This window comes from Mycobacterium celatum (genome assembly GCF_002101595.1).
GTDB lineage: Bacteria > Actinomycetota > Actinomycetes > Mycobacteriales > Mycobacteriaceae > Mycobacterium > Mycobacterium celatum.
This window is the reverse complement of the sequence record NZ_LQOM01000046.1, coordinates 1-17,071: the sequence shown is the minus strand read 5'-3', so window position 1 is coordinate 17,071 and position 17,071 is coordinate 1. Positions and strand designations below refer to the sequence as shown.

Sequence of the window (17,071 nt, the reverse complement as noted above, 5' to 3'; positions counted from 1 at the left end):
CGAATCAAGCAAGGTTTGACTTCTGTCAATTCGTATGCGACGAGGACACGTTGGCCGGCGAGTTGCACACGACGGCTCCGGACGGGTATTTTGCTGCTGCGCCCCACCGGGATTGAGAACGGTTCGTGTTGTCCGGCCGTTTATCGCGCCGCCATGTCGACCGTCGAGGGGTCGGTCGTCATGCGAGTTCCGCGAGTACCAGGCGCAGCACGCGCACAGCGCCCGCCTTGTCCAGCGGTTGATTACCGCTGCCGCATTTCGGCGACTGCACGCACGACGGGCATCCCCATGTGCATTCGCACGACTCGATGGCCGCGGCGGTGGCACCCAGCCACGTGCCGGCCTGCCGGAAGCCGCGCTCGGCGAAGCCGGCCCCGCCCGGATAGCCGTCGTAGACGAACACGCTGGGCAGTCCTTCGGGCTCCGGGCCCACCGCGGTGGACAGCCCGCCGATGTCGCCGCGATCGCAGCTGGCCACCAGCGGCAGCAGCCCGATCGCGGCATGCTCGGCGGCGTGCAGCGATCCCGGGATTTGCGGCGCGTCGATCCCGTTGCGCTCCAAGGCTTCCGGCGTGACGGTGTACATGGCCGCGGTGGTGGCCAACGTTTGCGTCGGCATGTCCAGCTCGATGAAGTCGATCACCTCTCCGGACAGCCGCCGGCGCAGGTAGCCGACGACCCGGCTGGTGACGGTGACCGGCACCAGACCCAGCGTGACCGATCCGAACGCCGTGCGCTCACCGGGTCCGGTGACCGCGATGTCGGTGAGTTCCCGCGCAAACGTCGCGTAACCGGGATCTTCGGCGTGCACGAACGCCATCCCCGCGTCGAAGTCCAGCGAGTCGACGACGTAGCTCTCGCCCTGGTGCAGGTACACCGCTCCCTGGTGTACCGAAGCCGGTGCCTGACCGACGCCGGCCGTCCCCAGCAACCGGCCCGTCTCGGCTTCGACGATCGCGATCTGCCCGCCCGTCGGTCCCCGGATGTCCACCGCGGGGTGCGGATCCACGCCCGGCGCCGGGTAGTACTTGCCGGACCGCCGCCGCAGCAACCCGTCGTCTACCAGCGAGCCGGCGACCTTCTCGGCGCCCAACTCCCGGACCTCGGCCGCTTCGAGCGGTAATTCTGTTGCGGAGCAGAGCAATTGCGGCCCCAAGATGTACGGGTTGGCCGGATCGATCACCACCCGTTCGATTGGCTTGTCCAACAACGCCGCCGGGTGATGCACCAGATACGTGTCGAGTGGGTCGTCGCGGGCGATCAGCACGATCAGCGCTCCCTGGCCGCGTCGCCCCGACCGGCCCGCCTGCTGCCAGAACGAGGTGACTGTGCCGGGAAAACCGGCCAGCACCACCGCGTCCAGCCCGGCGATGTCCATGCCCAACTCCAGCGCGTTGGTGGTGGCCAGGCCGCGTAACCGCCCGTCGGCCAGAGCGTGTTCGAGCGCGCTGCGGTCCTCGGGCAGATAACCCGCGCGATACGACGCCACCTGCTCGCTCAGCTCCGGAGCAATGTCGTCCAGGCGTGCGCGAGCACCCAACGCGGTCAGCTCCGCGCCGCGGCGGGACCGCACGAACGTCAAAGTTCGTGCGCCCTCGGCGATCAGGTCGGCCATCACCCGCGCCGCCTCGGCGCCGGCAGAGCGCCGCACCGGCGCGCCGTTCTCGCCGGTCAGGTCGTCGCGCAGGGGCGGTTCCCACAACGCCACGGTGCGCCCGCCCTGCGGCGAGCTGTCCTCGGTGATTTCGGCCACCGGCTGACCGATCAGCTCGGCGGCCGTCGCACCGGGGGAGGCCGTCGTCGCACTGGCGAAGATCACCGTCGGCGCCCCGGAATAGCGGGCGCACAGGCGCAACAACCGGCGCAGCACCATCGCCACGTTGGAGCCGAAAACGCCTCGGTAGTAATGGCATTCGTCGACAACCAGATATCGAAGGTTGCGCAGGAATACCGCCCAGCGGGCATGGTTGCGCAGCATCGACAGGTGCACCATGTCCGGGTTGGAGAACAACCACCGAGAGCGTTGCCGCGCAAAGCGGCGCACCTCGGCGGGGCTGTCGCCGTCGTAGGCGGTCGGTGCGACGTCGGCCAGCCGCGGTGTCGCCGCGGTCAGCGCATGGGCGGCACGCAGCTGGTCGTGGCCCAGCGCCTTGGTGGGCGACAGGTACAGCGCCCGGGCCCGCGGATCGGTCGCCAGCGCGCACAGGATTGGAAGCTGGTAGGCCAGCGATTTGCCCGACGCGGTTCCGGTGCTGATCACCACGTGGCGGCCGTCGTGGGCGAGATCGGCGGCCTCGACCTGGTGCGACCACGGTGCGCCGATGCCGCGCTCGGTGAACGCGCGGACCACGTCGGGCTCGGCCCACGCGGGCCACGGACGTGTCCGGCCCGGGCGCGGCGGCAGTTCGGCGACGTGCCGCAGGGGCTGCTCGCCCGGTCCGCAGCCGGCGACCGCAACGGCAAGCAGCTCGCTGCCGAACGTCACCTGGCACCCCTCCATATCCACCTCGTAACGCAATTGTTCACTGAATTGATCACCGGAGGCTGTCGTCGACGCGACGAACATGGTTGACTGATGTGCGGTCGCAGCTTCTGTGTTCGTGTCAAACTTTCGCAGGATCAACGTTGCGACCGCGGTTCCTGCGAGTTCGAGCTCGGGTGAAGTTCCGGCGACTCCGCGAGGTATGGCGGTCACAGCGGGCCCGGGGCACCGAAAGGCGGTGCACCGCACCCAGTAGTAAAGGAAAGATCGAGAAATGCCACAGGGAACTGTGAAGTGGTTCAACGCGGAGAAGGGGTTTGGTTTTATCGCCCCCGAGGACGGTTCGGCCGACGTGTTTGTCCACTACACGGAAATCCAGGGATCGGGATTCCGCACCCTTGAGGAGAACCAGCGAGTGGAGTTCGAGGTCGGCCAAAGCCCCAAGGGGCCTCAGGCCACCGGCGTCCGCTCCATCTGAGCAACTTCTGGCGAAACCCCCCGCGCGGCTCCAATTCCAGGTTCCGTCGGGGGGTTTTCGTGTGCGGTGGCCACGCCGCGGCGTGCCTTGCCGCCGCGGCGGCTTACTGTCGGTGACGTGAGCCAGCTCTCCTTTTTCTCCGCTGAGTCGGTGCCGCCCGCGGTCACCGACCTCACCGGAATGCTGGCAGCCCCCGGGCAGATCGTGATTGTCGGCGGCGGCGCCCGGCTGTCGGTGGTCGTCGAGCAGCTCTGGCGGGCCGAGGCGCTGGCCGCGATGATCGAGGACGCCGGCCTGGTGGCGGAGATCACTCGCACCGACGAGGACACTCCGCTGGTGCGGACCGCGGTGGATCCCCGGCTGCGCGCAATCGCCGCCGACTGGACCCGCGGCGCGGTCAAGACGGTGCCGCCGCTGTGGCTGCCGGGGCCGCGGGAACTGCGGGCCTGGACGCTGGCCGCGGGGGTCCCGGAGGCCGACCGTTACGTGCTCGGGCTGGACCCGCACGCGCCGGACACCCATTCCCCGCTGGCGTCGGCGATGATGCGGGTCGGGATCGCGCCCACCCTGATCGGCACCCGCGGCGCCCGGCCGGCGTTGCGGATCAGCGGCCGGCGCCGGCTGTCGCGCCTGGTAGAAAATGTGGGAGAGCCACCTGACGCCGTCGAGGCGAAGGCGAATTGGCCGCACGTTTAGCGGTCATTGGGAGGGCAATCACCGGGGGGTCGGTTTGCGTCGGCCCGTCCCGGGTGCCACATTGTCAGTTGTCCACAGGGGGGCACCGGCGCGCGATGCGGCCGGAAACGGAAAGTGAGCGTAAGCGCAGTTGGCTGGTGACGACCGCGGTAACCGCGGCAATGGAAGCGCGCGACGACTCGTCATCGTCGAGTCGCCCACCAAGGCGCGCAAATTAGCCGGCTACCTGGGGTCCAACTACGTAGTCGAGTCCTCGCGGGGCCACATCCGCGACCTGCCCCGCAATGCCGCCGACGTGCCCGCCAAATACAAGTCCGAGCCGTGGGCGCGGCTCGGGGTCAACGTCGACGCCGACTTCGAACCGCTCTACATCATCAGCCCCGACAAGAAGAACACGGTCAGTGAGCTCAAAGGTCTGCTCAAGGACGCCGACGAGCTCTACCTGGCCACCGACGGCGACCGCGAGGGCGAGGCCATCGCCTGGCACCTGCTGGAGACCCTGAAACCCAAGATCCCGGTCAAGCGGATGGTGTTCCACGAGATCACCGAGTCGGCGATCCGCGCCGCCGCCGAGCACCCCCGCGACCTGGACATCGACCTGGTCGACGCGCAGGAGACCCGCCGCATCCTGGACCGGCTGTACGGCTACGAGGTCAGCCCGGTGCTGTGGAAGAAGGTGGCGCCCAAGCTGTCGGCGGGCCGGGTGCAGTCGGTGGCCACCCGGATCATCGTGCAGCGCGAACGCGACCGGATGGCGTTCCGCAGCGCCAGCTATTGGGACGTGGTGGCCGAACTGGACGCCAGTGTGTCCGACCCCAACGCCTCCCCGCCGACCTTCACCGCCCGGCTGACCAGCGTCGACGGCCTGCGCGTGGCGACCGGCCGGGACTTCGACTCGCTGGGCGCCGTGCGCAAGCCCGACGAGGTCGTGGTGCTCGACGAGGCTCGTGCGAACGAATTGGCCTCCGGGCTGCGCGGTGCCCAGCTGTCCGTGGCGTCGGTGGAGGAAAAGCCGTACACCCGCAAGCCCTACCCGCCGTTCATGACGTCGACGCTGCAGCAGGAGGCAGGCCGCAAGCTGCGGTTCTCCTCGGAGCGCACGATGAGCATCGCCCAGCGGCTCTACGAGAACGGCTACATCACCTACATGCGGACCGACTCGACGACGCTGTCGGAGTCGGCGATCAACGCCGCCCGCACCCAGGCCCGCCAGCTCTACGGCGAGGAGTACGTCTCGCCGTCGCCGCGCCAGTACACCCGCAAGGTGAAAAACGCGCAGGAAGCGCACGAGGCCATCAGGCCCGCCGGTGAGACGTTCGCCACCCCTGACGCGGTCCGTCGTGAACTCGACGGCGACGACTTCCGGCTCTACGAGCTGATCTGGCAGCGCACGGTGGCCTCGCAGATGGCCGACGCCCGGGGGACCACGCTGAGCCTGCGGATCAACGGCCAGTCCGGCGACGCGCAGGTGGTGTTTTCCGCCAGCGGGCGCACGCTCACCTTCCCCGGCTTCCTCAAGGCCTACGTGGAAACCGTCGACGAGCTGGCCGGCGGTGAGGCCGACGACGCCGAGCGGCGGCTGCCGCACCTGCACGAGGGTCAGCGGGTCGACGCCACCGAGCTGACACCCGACGGGCACTCCACCAACCCGCCGCCCCGCTACACGGAGGCCTCGCTGGTCAAGGCGCTCGAGGAGCTGGGCATCGGACGCCCGTCGACGTACTCGTCGATCATCAAGACCATCCAGGACCGCGGCTACGTGTACAAGAAGGGCAGCGCGCTGGTGCCGTCCTGGGTCGCGTTCGCGGTGATCGGCTTGCTGGAGCGGCATTTCGGCCGGCTGGTCGACTACGGTTTCACCGCCGCCATGGAAGACGAGCTCGACGCGATCGCGTCCGGCAACGAGCAGCGCACCACGTGGCTCAACCACTTCTACTTCGGCGGCGACCACGGCGTGCCGGACTCGGTGGCCCGCTCCGGTGGCCTCAAGAAGCTGGTCGGGGTAAACCTGGAAGGCATCGACGCGCGAGAAGTCAACTCCATCAAGGTGTTCGACGACGCCGAAGGACGGCCCATCTATGTGCGGGTCGGCAAGAACGGGCCTTACCTGGAACGCATGGTCGCCGGCGACGACGGCGAGCTAAAACCGCAACGGGCCAACCTCAACGACTCGCTGACTCCCGACGAGCTCACGCTCGAGGTGGCCGAACAGCTTTTCGCCACTCCGCAGGAGGGCCGGACGCTGGGTGTCGACCCGCAGACCGGTCACGAGATCGTTGCCAAGGACGGCCGTTACGGGCCGTACGTCACCGAGATCCTTCCCGAGCCGCCGGACGACGGCGACGGGACGGCCCCGGTGAAGAAGGGCAAGAAGCCGACCGGGCCCAAGCCGCGCACCGCGTCGCTGCTGCGCAGCATGGACCTGCAGACCGTGACGCTCGAGGATGCGCTGAAGCTGCTGACGCTGCCCCGGGTGGTGGGCGTCGACCCCGAGACCGGGGAAGAGATCACCGCCCAGAACGGGCGGTATGGTCCATACCTCAAGCGCGGCAAGGATTCTCGTTCGCTGTCGACCGAAGATCAGATCTTTGACATCACGCTGGACGAAGCACTGAAAATCTACGCCGAGCCGAAACGCCGTGGCCGGCAAGCCGCTTCGGCGCCGCCGCTGCGCGAGCTGGGCACCGATCCGGCGTCGGGCAAGCCAATGGTGATCAAGGACGGCCGATTCGGGCCGTATGTCACCGACGGCGAAACCAACGCCAGTCTGCGCAAAGGCGACGACGTGTTGTCGATCACCGACGAACGTGCCGCCGAATTGCTTGCCGACCGTCGCGCCCGGGGCCCGGTGAAGCGGACCGCCAAGAAGAGCACCCGCCGCGCGCCGGCCAAGAAGCGCTAGCCGCCAGGCAGAAGTCAGGGCTGTGATTTCAGGGGTTTGACGACCCTAGTTTCTGTTTCGCGGGGGCTTCGCTGGAAACCTCTTCCGCCGCAGCCAGATTCAGCGGCCGGGCCAGCTGGGTGGGGGCGGTGCGGCCGCGCAGCGAGACCACTTCGCCGACATCCCAGCACAGCGCTTCGGCGTCCAGCGCCCCGCTGACCGCGATCGCCGACGCCAGCACGTGACCCTCTTCGAGCTTGGCCAGCTCGGTCAGCCGGGCGGCCTCGTTGACCGGGTCGCCGATCACGGTGTATTCGAAGCGGGCCTGTGCGCCGATGTGGCCGGCGATGGCCCGCCCGGCCGACACCCCGATGCCGAACTCCAGCGAACGCAGCACCGGCAGCAGGGCGTCGTGCAACTCGCGGGCCGCCGCCAGCGCGCCGCCGGAGGCGTCGGGGTGCTCGATCGGCGCACCGAAAATCGCCAGCGCGGCGTCGCCCTGGAATTTGTTGACGAATCCGCCGTGCCGGCCGACGGTGTCGACGACCACCCGGAAGAACTCGTTGAGCAGGCTGACCACCTCGGCGGGCGGGCGGGTCGCCGCCAGCTGGGTCGAGCCGACCATGTCGACGAACAGCACCGCGACGTCGCGTTCCTGGCCGCCCAGCTCGGTGCCACGCTCCAGGGCGCGCCGCGCCACGTCTTCGCCCACGTAGCGGCCGAACAAATCGCGCAGCCGCTGCCGCTCGGCCAGGTCGCGCACCATGTCGTTGAAGCCGGCCTGCAGCAGCCCCAGCTCGCTGGCGTCGTAGATCTGCATGTGCGCGTTGTAGTTGCCGTGCTGCACCTCACCGAGCGCCCAGCGCAGCTGGCGCAGCGGGTCGGCGATCGACATGGCCACCAGCAAGGTGCTGATAAGCCCGATCACCAAGGCGATCAGCGCGATCAACAGGATCGGGTTGAACAGTCTCTCGGGGGGCGCGTGCAGAAACGACGCCTTGTCGGCCACCACGGCCAGCACGATGGCCAGCAGCGGCACACCCGTCGACAGCGCCCAGGTCAGCAGTTGGCGCAGGATCACGCCCGGCGCCTTGATGTTTTCCGGCAGCCCGCCGCGCAGCGCGGCGACGGCCACCGGCCGCAGGACCCGCTCGGACTGCAGGTAGCCGATGATCGCGGTGGCGGCGGCGCCCAGCGCGACGGCCACGGCGGCCACCGGCGCTAGGTGGCTGGTTTCTCGCCAGCTGGCGATGATGAAGACCGTCCCGCCGACGGACCAGTAGCCCATGCTGATCAGCACGCGGTAGAACGGCATCCGCAGGGCGCGGCTACGGGCCAGCTCCGTGGTGGCGGGGTCGGTGTCGGCGAACAGGCCGTCGCGGCGTTGCCACCGGAAGACGGGCACCAGCAGCCGCACGCTGATCGACGATCCGATGCCGAACAGCACGACCAGCGCCAGCCCGAAGATCGCAAGGTTGACGCCCGGCAGGTCCTGCAGCTCGATGCGGTCTTCGGACGGCAACCCGTAGCGCAGGAAACCGAACACGAACAGCGCGCCGATGATGTCGGCCTGGATCACGCTGAGCAAGAACACCGGCCACGGGGTGCGCACCACCCACTGGACGAATCCACTGATCCGCCCAGGGAGTTGCGCTGCCGTGCTCACGGACCCACCGTATCGGTCGGCGGGGACGAAGAAGTAGCCGAAAAGCGTGTCGGCGGCCCGCACTAGTGTTGCCGGTGATGTCCGGGGTATTTGGGCGCCTGGTTGGCCAGCATGTGGTCGAGGCCGAGCTGGTGGCCGCGGCCCAGGCGGCCCGCGGTGATTCGCCTCACAGCGCGGCCATGTCGCATGCCTGGCTGATCACGGGTCCACCCGGGTCGGGCCGATCGGTCGCGGCGTTGTGCTTCGCGGCGGCGCTGCAATGCACCTCCGATGGCGTCCCGGGCTGCGGGCAGTGCCGGGCGTGCACGACGACGATGGCCGGCACCCACGCCGACGTGCGGCGGGTGATCCCCGAGGGGCTCTCGATCGGCGTCGACGACATGCGGGCCATCGTGCAGATCGCGTCGCGACGGCCGAGCACCGGGCGCTGGCAGATCGTGGTGATCGAGGACGCCGACCGGCTGACCGAGGGCGCGGCGAACGCGTTGCTCAAGGTCGTCGAGGAACCGCCGCCGTCGACCGTGTTCCTGCTCTGCGCGCCCTCGGTGGACCCGGAGGACATCGCGATCACGTTGCGGTCCCGCTGCCGGCACGTCGCGCTGGTGACGCCGTCGGCGGCCGCGATAGCGCAGGTGCTGGTCGAGGCCGACGGGCTGGACGCCGACACGGCGAACTGGGCGGCATCGGTCAGCGGCGGCCATGTAGGGCGGGCGCGGCGGCTGGCCACCGACCCCGAGGCCCGGGAGCGACGGCAGCAGGCGTTGGGACTGGCGCGCGACGCGGCAACGCCGTCGCGGGCGTATGCCGCCGCCGAGGAGTTGGTGGCGGCGGCCGAGGCCGAGGCCATGGTGCTGACCGCCGGGCGCGACGAGGCCGAAACCGAAGAGCTGCGGACGGCGCTGGGTGCGGGCGGCACCGGCAAGGGCACCGCGAGCGCGTTGCGCGGCGCCACCGGCGCGATCAAAGACCTTGAGCGACGGCAGAAGTCGCGGCAGACCCGGGCGTCGCGGGATGCGCTGGACCGCGCGTTGATCGACCTGGCGACCTACTTCCGGGACGCGCTGCTGGTTTCTTCCGGGGCGCGCAGCGTGCAGGCCAACCATCCCGACATGGCCGAGCGGGTGGCCGCGATGGCGGCGCACGCCCCGCCCGAGCGGTTGTTGCGCTGCATCGAGGCTGTGCTGGAGTGCCGCGAAGCGCTGGCCATCAACGTCAAACCGAAGTTCGCCGTGGACGCGATGGTCGCCACCATCGGCCAGGAGTTGCGCGCCGGCCTGTAGACTCGTGCCGCCCGCAGGGCATGCCACCTTAGCTCAGTCGGCAGAGCGGCTCACTCGTAATGAGCAGGTCAGGAGTTCGATTCTCCTAGGTGGCTCTCACTTTCCGGCGCGAGCGTGCGTGTTCCCGGCCGACGCGCCGCACAGAAACCCGGTTCTGCGCACGCTCGTTATCTACTGCCGCACCACATATCCGACCGGTCCCGACGCGATGCACACCGACAGCGCGGCAGTGTCGGCCCGCACAGTGATCGCATTACCCGCTCCGGGCAGCCGGACGTAGACGCGGTTGAGCCCCGGATGGACCGGGACCTTGACGTGGCTGCCCTCGGACAACGACATCGTCATCGAGCCGTCGCTGTTGGCCAGGTAGTTGATTTCGGCCGTCCAATCCGAGGGCAGCAATGGCCCGTCGAGAGCAAGCGACGCTGGCATGTCGGGCTGCACGAAGTATCCGCACCGCGGCGCCGGGCCCGGCTCGATTGTGCGGATCCACGCCACCCGGGCGTCGACCAGCCTGCCCGAGCTGTCCAGCATCCGCAATTGCGTTGTGGCCGGGGCGAATTCGGGGCGGTGCCGCATTAGAGCGAACATGTGACTGGCCAGGTTCTCCGGCCAGGTCACCCGGCCCAACACCAGCGGGTCGACTTCCTGGTCAAGCAACGGCGGATTCGACGCCGCATGCGTCAAATCGCGCTGCGCGTTCTGTAGATAGGGCTGGGCCGGGTTGTCGCGCCACGACGCCAGAAACGTCGCCGTGGAATACAGGCTGCTGGCCATGAACAGCGCCGCCAACACGGTCGTCACGGCTGTGCGGGGCGTCGACGCGTCCAGCCACCGAGACAACGGACGGTTCGGCGCGCAGAATCCCACCGCGGCCAGCAGCGCCAGCACGATCACCAGGTCGGGGAAATACCGCAACGTCTGGGCCAACTCGAGCGCGGTGAACCGCGACGAGCGCATCAGATAAATAGGTACCTGGCAGGCGACCGCATAGCCGACCGCGGTCAACCACACCGGCATGATCCGCTGCTTGCGCAACAGCGTGACCGCGAGTGCGAGAGCCAGCACTGCCCAGCCGAGCAGCCTGATAACCGGCGGCGGTGTGGCCCACGGCGAGGCCGGTGCCCAGCGGTCCCACGCCCACGGCCCACCGGCCAGGCCCGGCACGATGCCGTGGGTCACCGAGCGGCGCAACAGATCCCACGTCATCGCCACATCGGTGCTCCACCGCTGCTGATCGACCACGACGAGGTACACCGCGATCCAGGCGGCGGTCAGCGCCAGCGACGCTGTCCACAACCGGACACCGCGGCGCCATACGGTCCCAATGGCGGACTCGCCCCGGACATGTGACAGCAGTGCCGTGACGGCGAACGCCACGAACGGAATCACCGCCGCCTTCTCGAAGAACAGCAGGCCGCCGAGGTAGACCAGCAGGCCCGTCACCGCGTAGCGCTGGTTGCCGGTACGCACCAGCAGCACGGCATCGCCGCAAACCCAGGCCAGCGCCGCCAGCATCGGCAGCGAGTTCAGCGCCGCCGCCCACCACGCGAAACCCGGAACACCCAGCGGGGTGAAGAGCGCGAACGTCAACGGAACCAGCAGTACCGGCCGCCAGCCCAGGATCACTTGCAGCGCGCGCAACAACGCCAGCGAGGCCAGCAGCTGCAACACCACCAGGCTGATCGCCGGACCGGTCCAGTCCAGCGGCGCCAACCGAGCTATCGCACCGGCAACCAGATACGCGGCCGGCATCAGATGACCGTCGTGGTCGTCGAACAGATACGGCGCCGACAGCAGGTTATGCGTGCCGGCCCTGCCGATCAGGATCAGGTCGTCCCAATAGAAGTAGCCCCGAAACGCCAGCACACCGCGGATCACCAGCTGCAGCGCAATGAGCGCGGCGGCGGCCACCGCGACCCCGGAAGCCCGTCTGTATGGTGGGCCGGTGCGCGCACTGGTCACCGGGGCAGCCGGATTCATCGGGTCGACGCTAGTCGACCGTTTGATAGCCGACGGCGGCTCAGTGGTGGGCCTGGACAACTTCGCGTCCGGGCGGGCCACCAACCTCGAGCACCTGGCCGACAATCCCGGGTTCGTCTTCGTCGAGGCCGACATCGTGACCGCGGACCTGCAGGCCATCCTCGAGGAGCACCGCCCGGAAGTGGTGTTCCATCTGGCCGCCCAGATCGACGTGCGGCATTCGGTGGCCGACCCCCAGTTCGACGCGTCCGTGAATGTCGTGGGCACCATCAGGCTGGCCGAGGCGGCCCGCTGCGCCGGGGTGCGCAAGGTCGTGCACACGTCCTCGGGTGGATCCATCTACGGTGTCCCGCCGACCTACCCCACCCCGGAGACGGTGCCCACCGATCCGGCGTCGCCGTATGCGGCGGGCAAAGTGGCGGGCGAGATCTATCTCAACACGTATCGGCATCTCTACGGCCTGGAGTGCTCACACATCGCGCCGGCCAACGTCTATGGCCCGCGCCAGGATCCGCACGGCGAAGCCGGTGTCGTGGCGATCTTCGCCCAGGCGCTGCTGTCCGGCAAGCCCACGAAGATCTTCGGCGACGGCACCAACACCCGCGACTACGTCTACGTCGACGACGTGGTGGACGCCTTCGTCAGGGCGGCCGGCCCGGTCGGTGGCGGGCAGCGGTTCAACATCGGCACCGGCGTGGAAACCTCGGACCGCCAACTGCATTCGGCGGTGGCCGCAGCGGTCGGCGCGCCCGACGACCCGGAGTTCCATCCGCCGCGGCTGGGCGACCTCAAACGCTCCTGCCTCGACATCGGTTTGGCCGCAAAGGTTTTGGATTGGCGCCCGCAGGTCTCGCTGGAGGAGGGCCTGCGTCGCACCGTGGAGTACTTTCGGCACGCCCACGAGGCTTAGCCCTGGTCGGGTTCCCGGGCGCTTTCCAGCGCGACGGCGCGGGCCAGCCGGGCGTATCGCAATTCGAGGTCCTTGAACCGCAAATAGGTGCTCAGCGTGGTGAAGCTGAACGCGACGATCAGCGCGTAGAGCATCAGGTCTGTCCCGCGCGCTACCCCGAGCCAGTGCGCCACCACCGTCGTGTCGTTGGGCCGCAAGACGGCGTATACCGCGGCGAACACGAACAACACGTAGCCGACCTTGACCCATGCCTTGGACTGCGCGCTGCGCCGCGAGCGCAACAGGTAGACCAGCAGCGCGATGACCGAGAAGATCAGCAGGACCTGTATCCAGTTCAACGCGGCATCCTTCCCCGCAGGAACCCATCGAAGATGATGTTGACGCCGTTGAGAAGTGGTTGCCCCTTGGACTTCGAGTAGTCGGTGTAGAGCACCTCGACAGGCTCTTCGGTTACCCGCCAACGGTTTTCGGCGATCAGCATGATGAACTCGGTGGCGTGGCTCATCCCGCTCATGGTGATGTCCAGTGCGTCGGCGACGGTCTTGTTGAACACTCGAAGGCCGTTGTTGGTGTCGGTCAACCCGAGCCGGCGACCGCGCGGGCTCAGCCAGGCCGCGGTGCGCAGCACCAGGCGCTTGGCCAGCGGCGGCCTGCTGACGCCCCGGCCGAACCGGGTGCCGATCACGATGTCGACGTCGCCGGCGGCCAGCCGGTCGACCATGGTGACGACGTCCTTCACCCGGTGCTGGCCGTCGCCGTCGAACGTCACGAAGACCTGCGCCCCCGGCTGGCGGCGGGCGTACTCGACACCGGTCTGAATGGCCGCGCCCTGGCCGAGGTTCACCGGGTGGCGCACCAGATGAGCGCCCGCCTTCAGCGCGATTTCCCCGGTGCCGTCACGGCTACCGTCGTCCACGCAGACGACGTTGTCGAAGACCGAGCGGACATCGGCGATGACGTCACCGATGACCGCGGCTTCGTTGAAGGCTGGAACGACGACCCACACGTCGGGATAACCCATGTCGATGCTCCAACTTACCTGGAGATAAACCAACCGGCTGGGCGTGCCAGCGCGGCCAGGTGAACGCCGATGCCGACCAGCGGACCGCACATCAGCGCGACGACGGTGCGGGTCTCCAGCGGAAGCGGCAACAGCAGCAGCAACGTCGACGCCACCGTTGCGCCGACCCAGCCCACCGCATAGGCGCGGTGCAACGCCGCGGCGACCGCGGCCGCGCCGGTCAGCGTCAGCATCGCGATCGCCACCGCCGCCGCGGTCAGCCACGCCAGCAACGCGCTGCCGGCGTCGTAGTCGGGCCCGAATGCGGCCCGCAGGATCCACGGGCCGATCAGCCCCGCCGCCAGCACGCCGATCCCGCCGATCCCGGCGACCAGCAGCGCCGGCGCGACCAGCGCCCGCAGCCGGTGGGTGCGCTCGTCGACGAAGTGGGCGATCAGGTTGCCCTGCATCGCGGTCAGCGGCACCAGCAGCGGCGCGCGGGTCAGAGTCACGGCCAGGATCACGACGCCGCCCGCGGCGCCCAGCTCGGCCGATGTCGCCTTCAGCAACACAGGAAAACCCATGACTAGGATCGCGCTGGCCCCCGCCGCGGTGATCGAATGCGCGGCGCCGCGCAGGAACGTCGCGGTCCCTCCGGGGGTGAGCAGCCGGGCCGCGCTCCGCGTCGCGGGCGAGACCGCGAGCATGATCAGCCAGGCCACCGCGCCCGCGACGGTGGCCCACAAGAACCCGACCAGGCCCCAGCCGATCAGGAAGGCGGCGGTCGCGACCGCCACCCGGATCACCGCGTCGGTCACCATCAGCGCGCCGTATTGAGTCCAGTTGTCGACGCCGGCCAGCATGCCCAGCAGGGTGGCGTGCAGGCAGAACCCGGCCAGCCCGACGCTGAGCAGCAGCACCGAAAGCCAGCGGGCGTCGGCGAACACCTGCCCGCTCCACAGCGGTGAGCTGCCGGCGATCACCACCGCGGCGGCCGCACCGAGCATCCCGGCCACCCGCAGCGGATGGGTTCGGCCGGCCGCGACGTCGGTGTAGCGCGCCGAGCGGACCTCGCGGGTGGTTTCCTGCAGCAGCCCGTTGGCGGCACCGGTGACCAGCCCGAACGCACCCCAGAACACCGCGAAGACGGAGAAGCCGGCCGGGGCCAGGTCGCGGGCCGCCAGGTAGACCACCGCGTAGCCGCACAGGGCGGTCAGGGCGGTCGCCGCGCCGACCCGGGCGACGCTGCTGCGCCCGACCGGCCCGGCGGAGGCCGCCGTACCGCCGACCTCGGTCACAGCGACGGCACTTCCACAGTTCGAAAATACTAACGGGCGAGGCCGGCACCGACCTGACATGCTGGACGGGAGAGGGGGTCTCCCGTTGCACGTGGCCGTGCTGGAATGGGTCGTCGCGCTGGGCGTGACAATGGCGGTCCTGCTGTTCGACGTGGTGGTGATCGCCCGGCGCCCCCGGGAACCGACAATGGGCGAGTGCGCGATTGCGCTGTCGGCCTATGTCGGATTCGCGGTGCTCTTCGGTATCTGGGTGTGGTGTTTCCACGGCCCGCGGTTCGGGCTGGAATTCTTCGCCGGCTGGCTTACCGAGTACAGCCTGTCCGTCGACAACCTGTTCATCTTCATCGTCATCATGGCGAGCTTCAATGTGCCCAAGCGCTATCAGCAGCAAGCATTGTTCGTAGGGATTGTGATTGCGTTGTTGTTCCGCGCTGTTTTTATTGCGCTCGGCGCAATTGCGATCCAGGAATTCGGGTGGGTGTTCTACGTCTTCGGCGCGTTCCTGGTCTACGCGGGCGTCAAGCTGGCTCGCGACGGGGGATCCGGCGGCGACGCGGACAACGCCGTCGTCCGGTTTGCTCGCAGCCACCTGAACACCACCGAGCGGTGGGACGGCCTCAAGCTCTACGTGAAGGAGGGGTCCGGGCGCGTGATGACGCCGATGTTTCTGGTCATCGTGGCGCTGGGTGCGACGGACCTGATGTTCGCCCTCGACTCCATCCCCGCCATCTACGGCCTCACCCGGGAGCCGTATTTGGTGTTGGCGGCCAACGTGTTCGCGTTGATGGGGCTGCGGCAGTTGTATTTTCTGTTCGGCGGCCTGTTGGAACGGCTGGTGTATCTGGGCCGGGGCCTTGCCGTCATCCTGGTGTTCATCGGGGTGAAGCTGGTGGTTCATGCGCTGCGGGAAAACGATGTGCCGTTCATCAACGGCGGCGAGCGCGTCGACGTGCCGGAGATCCCGACGTTGCTAAGCCTGGCCGTCATCGTGGTTACGCTGGGCATCACCGCGGCTGCCAGCCTGTACCGTACCCGCGTTCTCGACGCCGATTAGTTAACCGCCTGCCTCCCAACGGGTTTGGGCCTCATCAATGCCTGCGTGTAGCCGGCGACCGGACGGGGTAATCAACCTTTTCTGCTGTCACATGAGTAAGGGAGGAGCCATGGGCAACTTCGGCGAATACCAATATCAGTTCTACAAAGCCGGGGTTCTCAACAAAACGTCTCCGTTTCCATTCACGTTCGCCGAGTGGGAACACCGTGCCGAAGAAGACATGAACCCGCTGATCTACGGCTACGTGAAGGGCGGCGCCGGGGATGAGGAGACCCAGGACATCAACGTCACCGAGTTGCGCCGCTACGGCCTGACACCGCGCATGCTGCGGGACCGCAGCGACCGCGACATGTCGGTGACGTTCCTCGACCGCAAGCTGCCGTCGCCGGTGTTTCTGTGTCCGGTCGGAGTGCTCGGCAACATCCGCCCGGAGGGCGACTTGGAGGAAGCCCGGGTGTGCGCCGAACTCGACCTGGTCGGCATGTACTCGACGCTGTCGTCGGCAACCATCGAGGAAGTCGCCGAGGCCCGAGGCGAGTCGTTTGGGGTGTTTCAGCTTTATCCGACCGCGGACGAAAAGCTCACCGAGAGTTTCGTGAAGCGCGCCGAGAAGGCGGGGTTCGACGCCATCGCGGTGACGGTCGACTATGGCACCGTGGGCTGGCGTCCGCGCGATCTGTCGCACGGGTTCATGCCGATGCTGCGCGGCGACTGCATCGCCAACTACACTTCCGATCCGCGTTTTCGCGAATTAACCGGGGTCACAAGCGAAAAGGATCTCGAACCGGTGCACGCCGGGGCGGTATGGATGGACGTGTTCGCCAATCCGGCGTTCACCTGGGATGACCTCAGCTGGCTGCGGCAGATCACCGAATTGCCGTTGATCGTCAAGGGAATCTGCCTGCCCGACGACGCCGCGCACGCCAAACAGCTCGGCGTCGACGTGATCGCCTGCTCCAATCACGGTGGGCGCCAAGCCAATGGCGGTGTTCCCGCCATTTGTCATCTCGAACAGGTCGTCGAGGCGGCCGGCGGCCTGCCGGTGACCTTCGATTCGGGCATCCGCGACGGCGTGGACGTGCTGCGGGCCTGTGGGCTCGGCGCCGCACTGGTCGGCATCGGCCGCCCGTACGCCTATGGCCTTGCGGTCGGCGGGCGCGACGGGCTCCGGACCGTGGTGTCGCAGATTCTGGCCGAGGCCGACCTGACGATGGCCGTCGACTGCTACACCGAGCTGAGCGAGCTCGCCGTCGAAAGACTCGACTAAGTGGTCTGGGTCGGAATTTCGGTGACGTATTTGCGTGTGGCGTTTAGGCGGCTGGCGTCAGCTGAGCGTTCTCGTG

General features: G+C 68.4%; 13 protein-coding genes and 1 tRNA gene. 8 read left to right on the top strand and 6 right to left on the bottom strand.

Translation table 11 applies throughout. From position 1 onward, the window contains the following. Window positions 1-178: 178 nt before the first annotated feature. Window positions 179-2,500, bottom strand: coding sequence for a DEAD/DEAH box helicase (locus tag AWB95_RS19275; RefSeq protein ID WP_085168566.1), 2,322 nt, complete (start codon window positions 2,498-2,500; stop codon window positions 179-181). Between the two features lie 256 nt (window positions 2,501-2,756). On the opposite strand from AWB95_RS19275, the gene AWB95_RS19270 reads away from it, so the two are divergent. The 3 genes from AWB95_RS19270 (at window position 2,757) to topA (ending at window position 6,558) form a co-directional block, all read left to right on the top strand. Further along, window positions 2,757-2,960 (top strand): cold-shock protein, encoded by a 204-nt coding sequence (locus AWB95_RS19270; RefSeq protein ID WP_003925183.1) that lies wholly within the window; start codon window positions 2,757-2,759, stop codon window positions 2,958-2,960. Window positions 2,961-3,077: 117 nt separating this feature from the next. Continuing rightward, window positions 3,078-3,656 carry a hypothetical protein gene (locus AWB95_RS19265; RefSeq protein WP_085168526.1) on the top strand — a complete coding sequence of 193 codons (579 nt, stop codon included), beginning with the start codon at window positions 3,078-3,080 and terminating at the stop codon, window positions 3,654-3,656. A gap of 130 nt (window positions 3,657-3,786) precedes the next feature. Continuing rightward, window positions 3,787-6,558, top strand: coding sequence for a type I DNA topoisomerase (gene topA / locus AWB95_RS19260; protein WP_062541537.1), 2,772 nt, complete (start codon window positions 3,787-3,789; stop codon window positions 6,556-6,558). 28 nt (window positions 6,559-6,586) lie between these two features. On the opposite strand, the gene AWB95_RS19255 is transcribed toward topA, so the two are convergent. Then, complete coding sequence (locus AWB95_RS19255; RefSeq protein WP_232315762.1) at window positions 6,587-8,266, bottom strand: adenylate/guanylate cyclase domain-containing protein; 1,680 nt, start codon at window positions 8,264-8,266, stop codon at window positions 6,587-6,589. 14 nt (window positions 8,267-8,280) lie between these two features. Here AWB95_RS19255 and AWB95_RS19250 point away from each other — a divergent pair, with 14 nt between their 5' ends. Both AWB95_RS19250 and AWB95_RS19245 read left to right on the top strand, forming a co-directional pair. Continuing rightward, window positions 8,281-9,483 (top strand): DNA polymerase III subunit delta', encoded by a 1,203-nt coding sequence (locus AWB95_RS19250; RefSeq protein ID WP_085168565.1) that lies wholly within the window; start codon window positions 8,281-8,283, stop codon window positions 9,481-9,483. A 22-nt stretch (window positions 9,484-9,505) separates the two neighbouring features. After that, window positions 9,506-9,578 (top strand) — tRNA-Thr (locus tag AWB95_RS19245). A 76-nt stretch (window positions 9,579-9,654) separates the two neighbouring features. On the opposite strand, the gene AWB95_RS19240 is transcribed toward AWB95_RS19245, so the two are convergent. After that, window positions 9,655-11,466 carry a hypothetical protein gene (locus tag AWB95_RS19240; protein ID WP_238600922.1) on the bottom strand — a complete coding sequence of 604 codons (1,812 nt, stop codon included), beginning with the start codon at window positions 11,464-11,466 and terminating at the stop codon, window positions 9,655-9,657. Here AWB95_RS19240 and AWB95_RS19235 point away from each other — a divergent pair. Further along, complete coding sequence (locus AWB95_RS19235; RefSeq protein ID WP_062539363.1) at window positions 11,432-12,376, top strand: NAD-dependent epimerase/dehydratase family protein; 945 nt, start codon at window positions 11,432-11,434, stop codon at window positions 12,374-12,376. The genes AWB95_RS19240 and AWB95_RS19235 overlap by 35 nt on opposite strands. Here the strand turns inward: AWB95_RS19235 and AWB95_RS19230 are convergent. The 3 genes from AWB95_RS19230 to AWB95_RS19220 are packed head-to-tail and all read right to left on the bottom strand — an operon-like array spanning window position 12,373 to window position 14,734. Next, window positions 12,373-12,714, bottom strand: coding sequence for a DUF2304 domain-containing protein (locus tag AWB95_RS19230; RefSeq protein WP_062539362.1), 342 nt, complete (start codon window positions 12,712-12,714; stop codon window positions 12,373-12,375). The two genes, AWB95_RS19235 and AWB95_RS19230, sit on opposite strands and share 4 nt — an antisense overlap. Then, complete coding sequence (locus AWB95_RS19225; RefSeq protein ID WP_062539361.1) at window positions 12,711-13,397, bottom strand: glycosyltransferase family 2 protein; 687 nt, start codon at window positions 13,395-13,397, stop codon at window positions 12,711-12,713. The genes AWB95_RS19230 and AWB95_RS19225 overlap by 4 nt, the downstream gene beginning before the upstream one ends. A gap of 14 nt (window positions 13,398-13,411) precedes the next feature. Beyond that, window positions 13,412-14,734: a hypothetical protein gene (locus tag AWB95_RS19220; protein WP_169714710.1), complete on the bottom strand. Its 1,323-nt coding sequence runs from the start codon at window positions 14,732-14,734 to the stop codon at window positions 13,412-13,414. A 25-nt stretch (window positions 14,735-14,759) separates the two neighbouring features. Between AWB95_RS19220 and AWB95_RS19215 the strand changes: the two genes are divergently transcribed. Together AWB95_RS19215 and AWB95_RS19210 are read left to right on the top strand one after the other, a co-directional pair. Further along, complete coding sequence (locus AWB95_RS19215) at window positions 14,760-15,728, top strand: TerC family protein (RefSeq protein WP_085168524.1); 969 nt, start codon at window positions 14,760-14,762, stop codon at window positions 15,726-15,728. Between the two features lie 109 nt (window positions 15,729-15,837). Continuing rightward, window positions 15,838-16,995, top strand: a complete 1,158-nt coding sequence (locus AWB95_RS19210; protein ID WP_085168523.1) for an alpha-hydroxy-acid oxidizing protein — start codon at window positions 15,838-15,840, stop codon at window positions 16,993-16,995. Window positions 16,996-17,071 lie beyond the last annotated feature (76 nt).